General features: G+C 47.5%; 16 protein-coding genes. 8 read left to right on the top strand and 8 right to left on the bottom strand.

From position 1 onward, the window contains the following. The coding region (locus FD01_RS12605) for an MATE family efflux transporter (RefSeq protein ID WP_156647317.1) at positions 1-1,331 on the top strand (1,331 nt) is incomplete at its 5' end. A gap of 93 nt (positions 1,332-1,424) precedes the next feature. Here the strand turns inward: FD01_RS12605 and FD01_RS12600 are convergent. From FD01_RS12600 to FD01_RS12575, 6 genes are all read right to left on the bottom strand, one after another. Then, positions 1,425-2,612 carry an SAM-dependent methyltransferase gene (locus FD01_RS12600; protein ID WP_054717464.1) on the bottom strand — a complete coding sequence of 396 codons (1,188 nt, stop codon included), beginning with the start codon at positions 2,610-2,612 and terminating at the stop codon, positions 1,425-1,427. Positions 2,613-2,757: 145 nt separating this feature from the next. After that, complete coding sequence (locus FD01_RS12595; RefSeq protein WP_054717461.1) at positions 2,758-3,987, bottom strand: MBL fold metallo-hydrolase; 1,230 nt, start codon at positions 3,985-3,987, stop codon at positions 2,758-2,760. Positions 3,988-4,102: 115 nt separating this feature from the next. Next, entirely contained in the window at positions 4,103-5,377 is a 1,275-nt protein-coding gene (locus FD01_RS12590) for an ABC transporter substrate-binding protein (RefSeq protein WP_056964635.1), read from the bottom strand. Positions 5,378-5,385: 8 nt separating this feature from the next. Beyond that, the gene (locus tag FD01_RS12585; protein ID WP_054717457.1) at positions 5,386-6,204 is read right to left on the bottom strand and encodes a carbohydrate ABC transporter permease; all 819 of its coding nucleotides are present in this window, start codon (positions 6,202-6,204) and stop codon (positions 5,386-5,388) included. Positions 6,205-6,214: 10 nt separating this feature from the next. After that, positions 6,215-7,108 (bottom strand): carbohydrate ABC transporter permease, encoded by an 894-nt coding sequence (locus FD01_RS12580; protein ID WP_054717455.1) that lies wholly within the window; start codon positions 7,106-7,108, stop codon positions 6,215-6,217. Continuing rightward, on the bottom strand, positions 7,098-8,159 hold the full coding sequence (locus tag FD01_RS12575; RefSeq protein ID WP_056964633.1) for an ABC transporter ATP-binding protein: 1,062 nt from the start codon (positions 8,157-8,159) through the stop codon (positions 7,098-7,100). The genes FD01_RS12580 and FD01_RS12575 overlap by 11 nt, the downstream gene beginning before the upstream one ends. A 310-nt stretch (positions 8,160-8,469) precedes the next feature. Between FD01_RS12575 and FD01_RS12570 the strand changes: the two genes are divergently transcribed. Then, entirely contained in the window at positions 8,470-9,033 is a 564-nt protein-coding gene (locus FD01_RS12570) for a GNAT family N-acetyltransferase (protein WP_054717473.1), read from the top strand. A 768-nt stretch (positions 9,034-9,801) separates the two neighbouring features. Here FD01_RS12570 and FD01_RS12565 read toward each other — a convergent pair. Together FD01_RS12565 and FD01_RS12560 are read right to left on the bottom strand one after the other, a co-directional pair. Next, a complete protein-coding gene (locus FD01_RS12565; protein ID WP_056964632.1) occupies positions 9,802-10,320 on the bottom strand; it encodes an LURP-one-related/scramblase family protein in 519 nt (172 codons plus the stop codon). Between the two features lie 15 nt (positions 10,321-10,335). Continuing rightward, positions 10,336-11,214, bottom strand: coding sequence for a Cof-type HAD-IIB family hydrolase (locus FD01_RS12560; protein WP_056964630.1), 879 nt, complete (start codon positions 11,212-11,214; stop codon positions 10,336-10,338). Positions 11,215-11,288: 74 nt separating this feature from the next. Between FD01_RS12560 and FD01_RS12555 the strand changes: the two genes are divergently transcribed. From FD01_RS12555 to FD01_RS12530, 6 genes are all read left to right on the top strand, one after another. Beyond that, positions 11,289-11,996, top strand: a complete 708-nt coding sequence (locus tag FD01_RS12555; protein WP_056964628.1) for a uracil-DNA glycosylase — start codon at positions 11,289-11,291, stop codon at positions 11,994-11,996. 37 nt (positions 11,997-12,033) lie between these two features. After that, positions 12,034-13,008 (top strand): phosphate acetyltransferase, encoded by a 975-nt coding sequence (pta, locus tag FD01_RS12550; protein ID WP_056964626.1) that lies wholly within the window; start codon positions 12,034-12,036, stop codon positions 13,006-13,008. A 93-nt stretch (positions 13,009-13,101) separates the two neighbouring features. Then, positions 13,102-13,584, top strand: a complete 483-nt coding sequence (tsaE, locus tag FD01_RS12545; protein WP_404820837.1) for a tRNA (adenosine(37)-N6)-threonylcarbamoyltransferase complex ATPase subunit type 1 TsaE — start codon at positions 13,102-13,104, stop codon at positions 13,582-13,584. A 48-nt stretch (positions 13,585-13,632) separates the two neighbouring features. Further along, the gene (pepI, locus tag FD01_RS12540; protein WP_056964624.1) at positions 13,633-14,514 is read left to right on the top strand and encodes a proline iminopeptidase; all 882 of its coding nucleotides are present in this window, start codon (positions 13,633-13,635) and stop codon (positions 14,512-14,514) included. Positions 14,515-14,972: 458 nt separating this feature from the next. Beyond that, complete coding sequence (locus tag FD01_RS15850; RefSeq protein ID WP_082611903.1) at positions 14,973-16,007, top strand: pilin N-terminal domain-containing protein; 1,035 nt, start codon at positions 14,973-14,975, stop codon at positions 16,005-16,007. Positions 16,008-16,019: 12 nt separating this feature from the next. Next, positions 16,020-17,785, top strand: a 1,766-nt coding sequence (locus tag FD01_RS12530; RefSeq protein WP_156647316.1) for an Ig-like domain-containing protein, incomplete at its 3' end; no start/stop codon positions are given.

Here is a 17,785-nt window from a genome sequence, read left to right as displayed (position 1 = left end):
GCCTGTTCTGGGATTGTCCTCAACGACTGGCTAACTTGTTCTTGCAATTTACGGACCAATTCTTTTTGATCAGTTTCAACTTCTTAAACACCGCGATGATCGCCAGTTCTGGTCAATCCGCGATTTCGGCGGTGAACATTGTCGGCTCAATCAATGTGTTGCTGATTCAGATTTTTGTCGCGGTGGGACTTGGCGGCACCGTACTCATCGCGCAGTATTTCGGTGGCAAACAACTTAAGATATTGGGCCAAGTGGTCAATGGGACATTGTTTGGGGCGATTCTCACTGGTTTAGGATTAGCCGTGATTTTTGGGATCCTTCATACGCCGATCCTGCAATTATTGTTCGGAGCCGCTGCGCCTAAAGTGATGGACGATGCGAAAATCTATATGTTAGGCGTTTTAGCCAGCTATCCCTTTGAAGCGACAGTTGAAGGCACCAATGGCTGTTTGCGTGGCATCGGGCGCACGAAGAACTCTTTGATCTTATCCAGTACCATGAATGGCTTATATTTGATTTTCAACTTGGTGTTTATCACCTGGTTACATCTGGGCATCGTCGGGATGATCATCGCGCTGAATCTGTCGCGGTGGTTGGCCGCAGCGTTTGCCGTTTGGATGTTGTCGACGCATCGCGATTTGTTTGCGTTAAGAATGCAGACCTTGCGTCATGTCGACTTCAAGATGATTCGCCGTGTTTTGACCGTGGCTGTGCCATTTGCTGCTGAGTCGTTCTTCTTTAATGGTGGGAAAATCATTATTCAAATGATGATCGTCGGGTTAGGGACCAGCGTGATCGTCACCAACGCGATCGCCAACTCATGGACACAGTTATCCGAAATCATTCCGACAGCGTTAGAAGTGGCGTTAGTCCCGATTGTCGGCCAGTGTATCGGCAGGCGCAATATCGATGATGCCAAAAAGCTGACGAAATCATTTCTCGGGTTAGGCATCGTCGCCTTTGTCTTAGTCGATGGGATCTTGATGCTGAGCTTCAATCGCGGGATTCAATTGTTCAGCCCAGCTGCGGACATTGTTGGCGATATTTTCCATATTTACGTGATTTTTGCGGTGATGCATATTCTGGTGTGGTCCTTCTCGTTTGTCCTGCCGTCAGCGTTGCGGGCCGCCGGGGATGGCAAATTCACCACTTATGTCAGCTTGCTCACCATGTGGCTGTTTCGAGTAGTCGGCGGCTATGTGTTTGGCGTGCGGCTGGGCTACGGTTTGATCGGGATCACCGTGGTCATGACGTTAGAATGGGCAATTCGCGGGGTGATTTTTGTCATTCGCTTCCGCGGTGCGCGTTGGTTGACGAAACGCCTAATTTAATTCAACATCCGTCTGTTGTCTCAGCCAGGCGGATTTTTTATTACGCTAAATAGCAAAAAACCGCCAGTAGCGAGGCTACCAGCGGTAATAAAATTAGTCATACATATATTCGCGCGTTTGCGGTAAACCAGTACCAGAAGGCCCTTTGGTCAACAAGTATTGGATCACATCGATGTTGCCAGATTCAAAGCTGGCCGAGCAGGCTTGCAAGTACAGATCCCACATGCGGGTGAATTCTGTGCCCATCATCTTCACCACATCTTCGCGGACATTGTTGAAATTGTTGCGCCACAGTTCCGTGGTGCGTTGATAGTGGCGACGCAGCGGTTCCATGTCGGAGATCTGCAAGTCGGCGGCGATGATGTGGTCGATGTTTTCCGTCAAGCCTGGCACATAGCCACCTGGGAAGATGTAAGTGTTCAACCAAGCATTGTTGGCGCCACCTTGTTGCCGCGTGATGCCGTGAATCAACGCGGAACCATTTGGCTTCATGAGCTTGGCGACATCTTTGAAGTACAAGCCGAGGTTTTCTTTGCCGACGTGTTCGAACATGCCGACAGAGGTGACGTAATCAAAAGGCTCATGATCGAGTTCCCGGTAGTCGCAAAGCAACACTTGTGCGTGATCTTGCAGACCCATTTCATTGATCTGATTTTGGACGAACTTGAGTTGTTCTTCAGAAAGCGTAATGCCGACGACATCCAAGTGATATTCTTTGGCAGCCGTCAACATCAAGGTGCCCCAACCGCAACCGATATCTAAGAAAGTACGCCCAGGCTGCGGGTTGAGCTTGCGCAAGATATGTTCGACTTTGTTGCGTTGGGCGGTTTCCAAATCATCATGCCAATCATCGAAGTAGGCACAAGAGTACGTCATGGTTTTGTCCAGCCACAAGCGGTAGAAATCGTTGCCGATGTCATAATGCGAGTGGATATCTTGTTGCGACTTTTTTTCAGAGTGTGATTGTTTAGGTAAGAATTTGCGCAAAGCGGGGTTCTTCATGAAAGAACCTGCGCTTTCATACGCTGCCGTCAAAAGGGTTTGCAGCGGACGATGATGGACGCTAGACGTCACGTCGATGTTCCCTTTTTGATACGCTTCACCTAAAGCTAACGAAGCGTTCTTCATCACCGCTTTAAGCGGGACTTCTTCGTGGAAGGTGATGGTGATTTCAGGGTCGCCGTTGCCGTATGTCTGCTCCGTTTGGTCCCAATATTCAACTTTGACTGGGATGTTGAAGGAGTGGGCGAACATCTGGTGGTAAAACTGCTTGGTTAACATGGTTGCCTCCTCATTCGGTTGTGTCATAAGCAATACCTGGCACAAGTGATTACCATACCCTATAACCCTACACCGTTTTCAGAAAAAATGTAAGCAAAAAAAGCGTCTTGTCGCACGCTTTCTGTAAATATATTCGCGAAAATGTCTAATCTTGGGCATCTTCTGGGTCATCGACAGAATAAAATAAGTCTTTTTCAGGTTGTAAGACCATTGCCAAGGTTTGCTTGTCGAGTGCTTTTGCTTCTAACTCTGGTTTGAAAGAGTGCCATGGGACCACAATTTCTGGTGCAATCATTTGGCACAGTGTGATCAAGTCAGTTTTGGTCGCGTGGCCGGTGCAAGATAAATATTGAATCGGGATGTTGTGCTGGTTTAAGTAGTCGAGCAGTTCTTGAAAGTGGGGATCGTAATCGCCAAGCGGCACGCCGTTTGAATGTAAATAGACGCTGACGGTTAAGTCGGTTAAGTCGTTGAGGTTTTCAAAGCTGTTTTCTAAGACATATTTTTCCGGGTGCGCTTTGAGGTCTTTGGCGTTGACATGATCCGGCTGGATATGGGCCACGTGGTTGAGGACTTGCTGTGAAAGTTCTGTCCAGGCAATTTGGCGATGATGGGCATGGGCAGTTGCTTGAAAGTTCGCCAGACGTTCCCAATTGCGGACGTAGGGATTGAGGACCACTAGTTGATCGGCAGCGTCGAGCGCTTGGCCGAAGGCAGTTTGCAAAGTGGCTTCTGTATATGGTGTGGCAGGATGTTGGCTATCTTCAACCGGGGTATCGCTGTCAAAAGAGAAGGTGGTGCCTTCTAAGAACAGCATTTTGACATGCTGATCATGTAAAGTTTGCGCCCAATGGTCAACGCGATCGCGATGTGGCCCGTTCAAACGCACATCGCCAGAATGGACATAAAGATGATCGCCATCTGAAATTGCTAACGCCATGATGCCTGGTTCATCGTGATCGGATAGATAGCCGGTGACGGTGAGGTCGCCAACAGCCAAGGGGTGTTCCGGCTTGAGTGCGTGCAAGTTGGCCACCGGCTGTTCATCCCCAGCAGCGATCAACGTTTCATACAACTTCAAGCTATCCTGGCTCATGTAAATTGGCACGTCTTTGGTGAGATATTGCAAAGCGCCCATGTGATCGATGTGTAAATGTGAAATCACGATCGCTTCGTGTTTGTATTGGTCTGGCGTGTTGTGAAAAAATTCTGGTAAGTTCGGCAGCTTACCGGACGCGATAGATTCATCAATGGTTTCGCCTGTTAGGTCCGCTGCCACGCCAAAATCGGTGATGATCCGGCTGGTTTGTGTGCTGATTTCAACAATATTGCCGCCAATCGTGTGTAACCCGTTTAAAAATCTCACGCTAGTCATGATTTAAGCCTCCTTGTTGGTTAACCAAATAGCATAACACTTTATAAAGCGAACGCCTAGACCCAAAAACAGCCTGCAATATGGGATCGCAGACTGCTTTCAACATGATCGAAGTTTACTTGTCGTTGTTATCTTTGATGACCTTCTTAGTTTGGGTTTGCAAAGTACCCATGGCTTTTTCTGGGGTTTCGTGCTTGGTCAGCATGGCATCAACCGCGCTCAACAAGTTGGTCCGATATTCAGAAAAGCCGATGAAGGCGGTGGATTGGAAACCAAAGTCCAAGGAGTTAACGGCTGCTTTATCCGCAGGGTTCTTGTCCAAGAAGGCTTGGTAGCCGGAATCTTTAACGGCGGACTTAGTCAAAGGCACATAACCGGTTTTTTCAGACCACTTGATGGTTTCTTTCTTGGAAAGCAAGAACTTGATGAAGTCCGCGCCGCCTTTCTTTTCAGCAGCACTGGCGTCTTTAAACATCACGATATCGTTGCCGGCAAGTTCAGTGGCTTTTTTGCCTTTATAAGTTGGCAGTGCCATGGTTTCCCAAGTGAAGCCTTTTGGTGCGTATTGCTTCATGCTGGAAATACCAGCAGATGAGCCAACGTAGAACAAGGCTTTGCTAGAGGTGAAGGTGCGATCGCCGTAAATATCTTCGCCGGCAGTCTTAGCTTCTTTGTTTTGCACCATGTCCCAGATGAAGTGAGTCGCTTCAAGCGTCTTCTTGGAGTTCAAGTTAGGCGTTAAGTCAGTAGAAACCAGCTTGTTGCCGTTTTGCTTGGCGAGGCCTTCAAGTTCCATATCAAAGGATTTATCAAAGCTGATGCCGTATAAGCCGTCAGCTTTGACTTTAGCGGCGTCTTTTTGGACTTCTTCCCAGCTAGTTGGCACCGATAAGTTGTACTTCTTCAACAGTGTTGGGTTGTAGTACATGATCCGCACAGACTTGGAGAATGGCATGGAGTAGTACTTGCCTTGATACTTGGAAGTGCTTAAGAAGGCGGGATAAATATCAGATAAGTCGGACTTTTTGATGTAGTTATCAAAAGGTTCAACGAAACCATTCTTCACATAATCAGGCACGGTGGTGTAAGTGGTTTGAGAAATCGTTGGCAGCTTGTGAGACTTGGCGCCTGCCATGATCTTTTGTTGTAAGGCGGTGTAATCACCTTGCGCGGTGCCGGCCACTTTGTACTTGGATTGCGACTTGTTGTAGTCTTTGATGATACTGTTTAAGGCTTTGGCATAAGGGCCGTTCATCCCATGCCAAAAGGTGATTTTGACTGGACCGGAACTTTTAGTTGATGAACTAGAGTTGCCACAAGCGGTTAAGCCGGCAGCTAAACTAACAGTGAAAACGGCGAGTAATGCTTTGACCCACGATTTCTTTTTCATGTGAATGATTATCCTTTCAACCCTGCTTTAGAGATCCCAGCAATAATATATTTTTGTAAGAAGACATACAACACAACCATTGGAATAATAACGAACGTACTTGCCGCCATTAACAACTGGTATTGCGTCCCAGCGTCAGTGGTGAATGCCTGCAGCCCAACAGGTAAGGTGCGCATTTTGTCGGAATTGGTGACGATCAGCGGCCACATGAAGGCATTCCATGAGCCGATGACTTGCAATACCGTAACGGCAGTGATGGTGGATTTGCTCATCGGCACTAACACATGCCAAAGATACCGCCAATCACTGGCACCGTCGATGCGCGCGGCGTAGTAGATCTGCTCAGGCGTGGATTGGAACGTTTGCCTGAGGGTGAACACGGTGAAGAAGCTAGCCAGCCACGGAATGATCAACGCCCCATAGGTATCAATCAAGCGCAGGTGACTCAAGGTGACAAAATTAGGGATGATCAACATTTCGCCTGGGATCATCATAGTCCCGAGGAAAATGACAAAGATAATGTTTTTACCGAAGAACTTTAACCGCGCAAAGGCAAACGCCGCTAAAATGCTGGTAAACAATTGCCCGATAGTCGTAACCGAAGTGACCACCAAAGAATTGACGAAGTAGCGCGCAAACGGTGCTTCATGCCACGCTTTGATGAAGTTACCCCATTGTAAGGACCTCGGAATCCAAGTCGGCGGCACGGTGATGGTTTCAGGCGCGGTTTTGAGTGCGGTGGACACCATCCATAAGAATGGCATCAACATGGTCAACGCGCCTAGGGTGACGATCAAATATAGAAGCACACGACTGAGTTTTTTCATCTTGTGCCTCCTAATAATGCACGTGCTTGCGGGAGTACCACATTTGCACGAGCGTGACCGCCAAAATCAAGAAGAACAACACCACGCCGCTGGCTGCTGCGATCGGGTATTTGTATTCGGTATAAAACTTTTGATACAAGTAGTACACAATGGTCAAATCGGCTTTCCCAGGTCCTGGGGTGCCGCCAAATAAGGCAAAGATCTGGTCAAACACTTTAAACGAGCCGATGATCCCATTGACCGATACCAAGAAGGTGATCGGGGAAATCATCGGAACGGTGACGTTCAAGAACCGCTGCCAAGCATTCGCGCCGTCAATTTCAGCAGCGCGATAATAACCAGGATCAATATTGTTGAGGCCGACTAAGAACAAAATAATATTGAATCCAAGGTCTTTCCACACGGTCATAATGATCAACGCCAACAGTGACCAATGCGGATCGTTCAACCAATTGATGGCATGGATCCCAAACAAGCCTAAAAAGTAGTTCATCAAGCCGTAATCAGAATGGTAGATCCAATTCCATACCATGGCAATGGCAACCGTCGAGGTGACGAACGGCAGAAAGTACACGGTACGGAAGAAACCAGACAACCACTTGATCTGATTGAGTAAAATGGCGATCACCAATGACAAGATCACCGTGATCGGGACAACGCCGGCCACGAAAATCAAGGTGTTGCGCACCGCTAAGTGAAAATCAGGATCGGAAAACAAGAATTTGAAGTTATCTAACCCCATCGCAGACACTTTGTCGGTGTAGTAATCGTACTTGGTGTAAAAACTCATCAAGAAACTGGACAAAATCGGCCAAATGTTAAAGGTAATGGTGATCACCAACATCGGCAACAGATAAAACAAGGCTTTAACCGTCGAACGCCAGGTGGCTTTTTCATTCATCATGCGACTCACCGCCAAAAATCAGCTTGCCGTCATGATCAAACAAGAAAAATCCGGTAGCTAAAATGCTGAAGTCGCCGGTTTTGGTCCCAGTTGGCATGCTGGACAACTCGGTGGACAAAAGCGTTTCGCCATTGTAGTTCAATGTTGCCGTAGCTTCGCGGCCAAATTGATGCGCCGCGCCGATTTCGGCATGAAGGGTGGCCACGATTTTGCGCCCTAAGTCATGCAAGACGATGCTTTCGGAGCGAATGCCAATGGTTTCCGCCTTTTGCAAGATCTCATCAGGCACTACGCCAGCAAGGTCTGCTTTCATGGTGTCGGCTTTGATCATGTTGATCACGGGGCTGCCGATGAATTTGGCGACAAATTCATTTGCTGGGCTTGCGTACAAGGTATGTGGCGTGGCAAATTGTTGAATGTGCGCATCGGCTAACACCATGATGTGATCGGAAATGTGCAACGCTTCGTCTTGATCATGCGTGACGAAAATCGTGGTGACGCCAGTTTCAGATTGAATGCGGCGAATTTCTTCGCGCATTTCGATCCGCAACCGGGCATCCAAGTTGGACAGTGGTTCATCCAATAACAACAGTGATGGTGATTTGGCCAAAGCCCGAGCGATGGCGACACGTTGTTGTTGACCGCCAGATAAATCGCCAGGCTTTTTGTCGAGTTGATCATCGACATGCACCAATGTGGCTAACTCGCGGGCGCGTTTGTAGCGTTCGGCTTTTTTCACCCGGGCCATTTTTAATGGGAAGGCGATGTTATCCAACACGCTTAAATGCGGATATAACGCATAGTTTTGAAACACCATGCCGACTTTGCGCGCCAGCGCTGATTGTTTGGTGACGTCTTGGTCATCAAAATAAATTTTCCCTGCAGTTGGCGCCAGTAGCCCTGAGATCATGTTCAGCGTCGTGGACTTGCCGCCGCCACTTGGTCCCAAAAGCGATACCAACGCGCCGTCAGGAATTTCGAAATTTAATCCTTCCAGCGTGTTGACCTTGCCATCATATGACAAGGCGACGTCTTTGAACGTTACTTTCAACCAATACCACCCCTTTATTTGTGTCACCGCTAATATGATAACAGCTCCCAACGGAACATACAAGATGTAGGCTTATCTAGGAAATTGTGCACAACATCTTGCGTAGAACGATTTCTATAGCAATATTAACGGCCCTCTCTAATATAGCGCGGATTGACTGATTTGTGTGAATGAAAAGCCTCGAAAAGCCATGAAAATATTTTTCCGGTGCAAAAGGTGATAGAATGGGAGGCGCGCGCGTGAGGTTTCAAGAATTGGAGGAACGTTGCCTCCTCACGTCAAAAAAGCGACAAGGCGACGTATGTTTAAAATGATCCGTCCTGCAACCCCAGAAGATGCCAAAGCTTGTGTCCCATTGATCGATATTGTGTTTGAAGAAATGGAGATTCCAGCTTTGATGAAGCTGCCAAAATCCCAACTTTATCCGGTATTTGAACAAACTTTCTTATTAGAGGATTACCGCTATGGCTGGCCGCAAACTTTTGTCCATGAAACGGATGGCCAAGTCGATGGCATCCTCGTCGGCTACCCACACGACAAAGAAGACCATATCGATGATGTCTTCCAACCATTGCTGCCAAAAGTTGGCTTACCAGAATCTTCAGAATTGTTCCCAGACACTGAAACGTATACCGGTGAATGGTATGTTGATACGTTGGCTGTCGCAGAATCTGCGCAAGGTCACGGTATCGGCACTGAATTGCTCAAAGGCGTCGAACCATTACTGCATAAACGTGGGGAATCCTTATTGTCCTTAAACGTCGATCAAGCTAATCCGCGGGCAGAAAAGCTCTACACGCGCGTCGGCTACCATAAAAACGGTGAATTGATGATCGGATCACACCGATATAATCATATGATCAAAGAAATCTAAATTTCGTCTGAACCGCTATTTCAAATCTCCGTTTTTGGAAATTGAAATGGCGGTTTTTTGTTGTCGACACTAATTAAAAAATTCTGTACCAATATAACATCAGACAATATAAACACGATTATTTAGAAAAAAATATCAATGTCATGATACAAAACCTTTACAATAAAATGCTGGACTTACGAATTCTTTGGTGGTATCTTGATAGCGTTAACAAGGTGGAGAGACGGCTAAGGCTACGTCGTCAGGTTTCTTCGCAACGAGGGGAAGCGCCTCGCAAACCCGGAGAGAGAGATCCGCAGTCAGGTGGTGTGAACCTAATGGCTGGCTCTCCCATACTAGAGTGCCGGTACTGAAGCGTCTCAACTTGTGGACGCAGGTATACTCGGAAGTGACGCCTCATGGTGACATGAGAAGCAGGTGACGCCTGTGAGCGAACAGCAATGCAGAGCCAATTAGCAATCAAAGCGGCTAAGGTACAATAAGCCAAGGCTACGCAGACACGCACCTGATACTTAAATCCCGCAATACGTAATCATATATTGAAATCCACGAAATTAGCCCTAGTTTCGTGGATTTGTTGTGCCTAAGTCTGTTTGAATGTGATTTACATCGGATTTCGGACAACGGCGGGGTGGTTTCCCGAAAAATATAAAATAATAAATCTTGCCGGCGAATTACCAGATCAATTTCGACTTTTGAAACAACAACTGGTTTTCACAAAAATGGCGCCACCGATTTGAAGTCGATGACGCCATTGGTTCATTTCAGTTACATGCCAAAACTGATATTCACATCATCGTGTCGCGCCAACGGGTTGGCGTTGTGCACTTGCCGCCAGTGATCCAAAATCGCCGCCAACAACAAGCCGGCGACCACATCTTCTTCTCGCGGAATGTCGAGCTTGAACACCGTGTTTGAAGCGGTGCCTGCTTCGGCAATGGTGGTGATCGACTTCACGCCGTGGTAAATGTGATATTGGTTGGCCAACAAGTTCCCGATGATCATCCAATTCAAGCCAGCGACGAAAATAAATTCGCGCCACACACCAGCCATTTTTTTCACAGAGCCGACTTTTTGGCGATCGACGTACAAGTCGTAGCGCGGAAAGATGCCGACAGTTTTTTGCCGGATCTCACCAAGCTCGGCGCCGGCGATACTGTGCAAGGTGAAGCCGTCATTGGCGATACCGTGTCTGCCGGTGAGAATGTAAAGGGGCTTGGCATTGCTGTCTTTGACGACGCTCATGCCGCTATCTTTTAGCGATTGGGCATCAATATAATATTGCATGAGCGCGCCTCCTGTTTATGCGTTCGTTTCGTTTAATAAAATGGCCCGGTCGATGGCTTGGGCGACACCGTCATCGGTGTTTTTAGCAGTGGTCCACCAAGCGACATCTTTAATGTGTGGCAGGGCATTGCCCATTGCCACGCCATATTTGGCCATGGTGATCATCGATTCATCGTTTAAGTTGTCGCCGATGGCCATGCACTCGTCTAAAGTAAAGCCTTTTTTCTCAGCGTAAGCTTTCAAGGCGAGGCCTTTTTGCGCTTGCATCGAGTTGATTTCAATATTATTGACGGCACTAGAAGTGATCACTAAGCTACCAGTTGCCAGTAATTTGTCTTTAGCCGGGGCTAAAGCTGCTTGCCCTGCTTCAGAAAAGGCGATTACTTTCAACACATCCACGCCAGGTTGTTGCACCAAAGCGTTGTAGTCGTCGACGTAATTGATATTCATCAACTCTAGTCGCGCCGCAGCCAAAGCCACCGCAATTTTGTAGCTGGTGTCTGGGTTCAAGCGCACGAGCACGTCGGCCACTTGTTGAATGCGCCGTACCCGAGAATCAGAATACACCCCTGAGTTGGTAACGAGCTCAAAATATAACCCGGCGTCATGTAAGGTGGCTAAAATTGTTTGCACAAGTTCAGGAGCGATACCAGCTTCAACGGTTAAATCGCCATGCGTGTCAAATACCCGCGCGCCGTTAACGGTGATGAAAGCCGTGTGCAAGTCGTGGGCTTTCACCAGTGGCTGAGCTTCAGACAACCCGCGCCCAGTGGCGACCATAAACTCGATACCTGCCGCTTGTGCGCGGCGAATGGCCGCGGCGTTGCCTTCTGAAACTTGAAGTTTGTCATTGAGCAAGGTACCATCCATATCTGATGCGATCAAACGAATCATGTGTGAATCCTCCTTGGCTGTTTGACTTCATTTTACCATGAATTCTCGGTACAATAGAAGCTGAGGTGACGTTGATGAAAACGATTATCCATAATGACTGGCAAACCGTACTGGAACCAGTCTTTGTGAGCCCACAATATGCACAGCTCCATCAATTTTTAAAATCAGAATATGCAACCAAAACGATTTACCCCGAAATGCACCACATTTTTCAAGCGTTCGAATGGACGAGCTTTGTGAATACCAAAGTGGTGATTTTAGGCCAAGACCCGTATCATGGGCCTAACCAAGCCATCGGGTGTTCCTTTGCAGTGGCCCCGGGGATCCAATTGCCCCCGTCTTTACAAAATATCTATAAAGAATTGCAATCCGACCTTGGCATCGCGCCAGTTAATCATGGATACTTAAAGGACTGGGCGACGCAAGGGGTGTTATTGTTGAACTCGGTGCTCACGGTGCAAGATGGGCGGGCCAACTCGCATCAAAACCGCGGCTGGGAACAACTGACTGACGCGGCGATCGCAGCCTTATCGGATCGCGGTGGGGTGGTCTTTATTTTATGGGGGGCATCGGCACGCGCCAAAGCCAAAGTGATCGACCGCAGTAAAAATGCGATCATCGAATCTCCACATCCTAGCCCCTTATCCGCTTACCGCGGCTTTTTTGGGAGCCGGCCATTTTCCAAAACCAATGAAGCGCTTGCGCAAATGGGCGAAACACCAATAAATTGGCAACTTCCTAGTACACCTAACACTAGTCAAAGCAACATGAATGCGCTATGATTAACACAGAAAAACGTTTTCTATGGAGGGCATAATCTTGGATTTATTTGAAAGCTTAAGCAACAAGATCACCGGCAAGGATTTACGTATCGTGTTCCCAGAAGGCACTGACCCCCGCATCGTTGGCGCGGCAGTGCGGTTGGCTGCCAGTGGCTTGATCCACCCGATTTTATTGGGCAATCCAGAAGCTATTGGCAAAGTTGCCACTGAAAAAGGCTTCGACATTTCGAAAGTCACGGTGCGCGACCCAGAAACAGACGCCTTTCATGATGAAATGGCTGCCGCTTTTGTCGAACGCCGTCATGGCAAGGCCACTGCTGAACAAGCTGAAAAAATCGTGCGCGATCCCAACTACTTTGGCACCATGTTAGTTTACATGGGCAAAGCAGACGGCATGGTATCTGGTGCCGTGCACTCAACGGCCGACACGGTTCGCCCAGCTTTACAAATCGTGAAGACGCGTCCAGATGCCACTCGCATTTCCGGTGCCTTCATCATGCAACGCGGTCGCGACGAACGCTACTTGTTTGCTGACAACGCCATCAACATCGATCCAAACGCGCAAGAATTAGCCGAAATTGCGGTTGAATCTGCCCGCACTGCCAAGATTTTTGATATCGATCCTAAAGTCGCAATGCTCAGCTTCTCCACTAAAGGCTCAGCGAAAGCCCCACAAGTGGACAAAGTCGTTGAAGCCACTGCCATTGCGCACAAGCTGAACCCAGATTTGGCCTTAGACGGTGAATTACAATTTGACGCTGCCTTTGTGCCAACAGTCGCTAAGCTCAAAGCCCCTGATTCAGAAGTGGCCGGCTATGCCAATGTCTTCATCTTCCCAGACTTGCAAGCCGGGAACATCGGCTACAAGATCGCCCAACGCTTCGGTAACTTTGAAGCTATCGGCCCGATCTTACAAGGCTTGAACGCCCCTGTAGCTGATCTTTCTCGCGGTTGCAATGAAGAAGATGTTTACAAGTTAGCCATCATCACCGCAGCCCAAGCTTTAAGTTAATCAAATTCATCGAAGCCTTGAGATTCTCATTTTGGGAATCGCAAGGCTTTTTGTTTTGTCGTTGAGCGGGGATTTTTTGGTATAATCAAGACGATCACAACGTACAAAAGGAGTCACATCATGGATATCGCAAATGAACAAGTGTTACAAACTTGGGCCAAAGAAAAAGTGGCGCCACAATTAAAACCAGGCGACGTGTTATTGCTGGATGGCGATCTTGGTGCCGGCAAAACCAGCTTCACCAAAGGCTTAGCCGCAGGACTTGGCATCGACAAGCCAGTCAAAAGCCCGACTTTTACCATTATCCGCGAGTATCAACAAGGCCGCTTGCCGCTGTATCACATGGATATTTACCGTTTGGAAGATGGCGGGGTCGAAGATTTAGGGCTGGAAGAATATTTTGAAGGCGACGGGGTGTCGGTTGTTGAATGGCCAGAATTTTTAGGCTTGGCGATGCCGGATGCGTATTTGATGATCCACATTGTTAAAGATGAAAATATCGATGAAGCACGCCACGTCAGCTTCACCGCCAAAGGGTCGCGGTTTGAAAGCTTAGCGCTTGCAATTGAAGCCTAGGGTCACTAGCGCTACAATGGAAACATCACATTAAAAGGACCTGAGAAAATGAAAATTGAAGAAGGCCACATGCCGTTTCATGAATTCAAAACCTACTATCGTATTGTCGGCGAACCCAACCCTGATTTAGCCCCATTGTTGTTGATCCATGGCGGCCCTGGGTCATCGCATAATTATTTTGAATTGATCGATGATTACGCGGAACAATCTGGTCGTCAGTTGATCATGTACGACCAAGTCGGCTGCGGGAAATCCAGTTTGCCAGAAGATGAGAAGTGGTACGTCAAAGAAACTTGGGCCGAAGAGTTGATCGCGTTGCGCAAGTATTTGCACTTGGATCAAGTCCATATGCTCGGCCAATCTTGGGGTGGGATGCTGGAAATGTTTTATCTCACCCAATATGCCCATGACGGCGTGAAGTCCGTGATGATCGATGGGTCGCCTGCTTCCATTAAGCTTTGGACGCAAGAACAGCATCGCTTGATTTCATATCTTGAAGCCGTTGACCGTGAAGCCATCGCTGAAGCTGAACGCACTGGCAACTTCTCAGGTCCCAAGTACTTAGCGGCCAATGATCGTTACATGGAGCGTTACTGCTGGGATGACCCGACGGAAGATTCACCAGAACCATTGCGTCGCCCAACTAACGGCAAGCGCGCCAGCTTGATTGCAGAAGGTCCGAATGAATTCACCGAAAATGGGACGATTTCCGATTTTGATGTGACCGATGATCTGCACAAAATCGACGTGCCAACTTTAGTTACCAGTGGTACCGATGATCTCTGCACCCCGCTGATTGCCAAATCAGTGTATGATCACATTCCTGGTGCAAAGTGGCACTTGTTTGCCAACTCTCGGCATTTGGCTTTGCTCGATCAACACGATGAATTTATTTCCGTGTTGGACAATTGGCTTAAAAATAACGATTAGTCGTCAAAGTCTGCTTGATTTTAAGCAGGCTTTTTATGTGGGGAAAAGCTGGGGGAGGTCAAAAATCAAGTGCGAAGGAAAATTTTTTTGTGTTCTGATTAGTCGATTTATGGGAACAAATATTTAACTCGTGATTTTGGCGTGAACGTTTATTTTTGTAAAGTATAGTCCATTTTTTAAATGATTTTCAGAAAACGAAAGCTGATCATGACAACGAGTTGATTTGTTTTCACAGGCGTTCTCAACAAACCAGTCGATTGGTTTAGACCAAAATTTTAGCAATTCCAGCCTGACTTTCAATAACATCAAAATATTGATCATTTTCTTAAGTTTTTTCTCTTGAAAAGTACGAAACGCTTACAACTGTCGTCGTGTGAGCAAAGGTGACAACCAGTATTTTCCATGATAAGATGCATGGCTGTAGAAATGTCACTTAAATTTTGGGAGGATTTTTGGGAATGAAACAACAATGGACGAAACGAATTTTGGCTGTCGTCGCGACCTTAGCGCTCGCTTTGCCTATTGCTTTTGGTTTGGGACAACAACACACAACGCATGCCGACGATGATACGCCGGCAGCCACGCAACCAGTGGTGTTGACGAAATATGGGTTCACCAACGAACAAACGGAGAGTGATCGCGATACCGCACAATCCCCAGATCAAGCTATAGCTGATTGGGCCACTAATGCGGAACCATTGGCAGGCGTTAAGTTTGAAGTTTATGACGTCACTGAAACCTATTGGAAAGCTCCGAATGACTATTCCAGTACGAAGGCGCCAAGCATCGACGGGTTGACCGCGATCAAAACTGGTACGACTGATGATCAAGGACAGATTAAGGCCAGTCTTCCAATTCAAAGTGGTGCCCACAATGCGATTTATGTATTCCACGAAACCCAGCCACGTACAGGGTACAAAGCTGTTTCTGCAGACTTTATGTTGAGTTTGCCAGCCACTGCCAACGCCGATGGCAATGTCTATGTTTACCCGAAAAACGTTCAGCATGAAACCTACTTACGCAAATTTCACAAAATTGATGGGGTTACGAACAAAGACCTGCCTGGCGCAGAATTCAAAATCACCAATGTAGCTGGCGAATACTTACAACTGATCGACGTTGATGGCAATGTCCAAGCGACAGAAAAAGGGTATGTTGATACCGAAAAAGCTAACTTACGCTTCAACTGGGTTAAAGCCGACAGTGAAGCCACGACTTTTACTAGTGATGACAAGGATGGCATGTTTGGCTTAAATGGTTTTGATGACACGACGACTAAATATCAAGCCATTGAAACCAAAGCACCTGCCGGTTATGAAAAAGCAGCTGACACGACTTTTACCGCTGATGGGACCACTTCTGACATCAAAGATATGCCTCGTGGCATCTTGCCACATACCGGTGGTGCCGGCATCTTAGCCATCTTGGCAGTTGGTAGTGCGTTGATTGCGTTTGCCCTTGTTGGGATTCGCAAGCGTCAAGCCCGTGCCTAAAGGAGTTTACAAATGTTGACCCACGCAAAATTTTGGCGTTGGTTAGTCACATTATTAGCAGGTATCATGGTCACGCAAGTCGTTGTGACAAGCATGACCACTGCACAAATCGCGGGCGCGGATGGCGGCCGCGATTTGAGTACAGTGGTTGCTGGGGGCAGCATTTTAGACCATGTGCAAGCGACTTTTACCGACGCATCAGGTAAGGAAATTTCAGCAGATCAAGTGACGACTGCTTCTAAGTTGACCTTAGATTATGATTGGTCGATTCCGGATAATCTGGCGCAAGCAGGCGATACGTTTAACTTTGATTTGCCCAAGAATTGTGTGTTGACCAAGAGGTATGGTGGCGATTTGGTCGCCGCAAATGGCACGAATTTTGGGAGTTGGGCGGTGACGCCAGCTGGACATGTGACTTTTACGTTTAATGAGAACGTCAAGATGTCAGGGGTGAAAGGGCATTTTGAAGTGTCCAGTGAGCACTTAAATTTTGATTCACTTGGGCATCAAGATATTTTAGTGCCGCTGGTGAAAGATCAAACCTCCATAGTACCGATCACCGTTATCCCCAACAATCGAGTCGATATCGCCAAAGCCGGCGGGAAGCAAGTCGGGACGAGTGATGAAGTTGATTGGCAATTAGGCATCAATAATATGTCACTGACGATGAAAGATGTTGTGATCACCGAGAATTTACCGGCAACGTTGAATTTGGCAGGAGTTGAAATCCAAACGGCCACTGCCAATCCTAACGCGGATAAGCAAAGTGTTTCGGGTTGGACTGGGACAGGAAACTTTTTGGTTGAAGGCACTGATTATAACGTCAAGGATAATCAGATCCACTTGATTGGTGCATACGCCAATACGAATTCACCGCTACTCGTGACGGTCAAAACCAAGCTTGCCGATCCTGATCAACCGCAAAATGAACAAGATGTAACCAACCAGGTTTCATTATCTTGGGAGGGGCAAGAGATGCCAGACACTCCGCCAGATGCCAGTAATCATGCGCACATCAACTATGTGCCCAAGAAATGGATCGAAAAAGATTTTGCTGGCAGCGGAGCGGATGCCTACCATTACAAATGGAAAGTCCAATACAACCAAAATAGTGAAGCTTTGGCTAAAAATACGACGTTGACGGATACCTTAGGGGCGGGTCAAACGTTTATCACCGATGGTAGTGGGGAGTTTACATTGTCGACTGGGCGGTACTGGCAGGGAAGCACTTCCCTTGACCCGCAAATTCCATTAGTCAAAGATACAGACTACACAGTTGACTATTCCGGCCAGCAAATGGTGATCACGTTGAAAAAGGCCATCAGTGAGCCTTTGATTTTGACTTATGATGTCTTAGTCGACCAGCCTACTAATGGCCAAAAACTTGAAAACACAGTGAGTGATGATAAAGGCCACAAGGATTCTGATACTGGGGTGATCGATACCAAACCAGTGGTGAATAAGACCGTGACGGATAGTTCAGAAGCTGATCATCAAATTACCTACAGCATCGACCTTAATACAACGAATCAGCCGTTGTCTGACCTTGAGTTGACGGACAAGTTGACCAGTAACAACGCGACGCATACCGTTGCCAATTTAATCTCGGATACGTTGAAGCTGGTGGATCAAACCACCAATCAGACCCTTACGGCAGGGACTGATTTCACAGTTACGACCAGTGATAATAGGTTTGTCCTTACGTTGAAGCATGATTACGCGCACGCAAATTGCAAGAACAAGTTAGCCACTCCGTGGCACGACACCGTGAGGCGAAC

The sequence above is a fragment of the Lacticaseibacillus manihotivorans DSM 13343 = JCM 12514 genome (assembly GCF_001435035.1).
GTDB lineage: Bacteria > Bacillota > Bacilli > Lactobacillales > Lactobacillaceae > Lacticaseibacillus > Lacticaseibacillus manihotivorans.
Note: the sequence above shows the minus strand (reverse complement) of the source record. Positions and strands in the feature narration are given on the sequence as shown.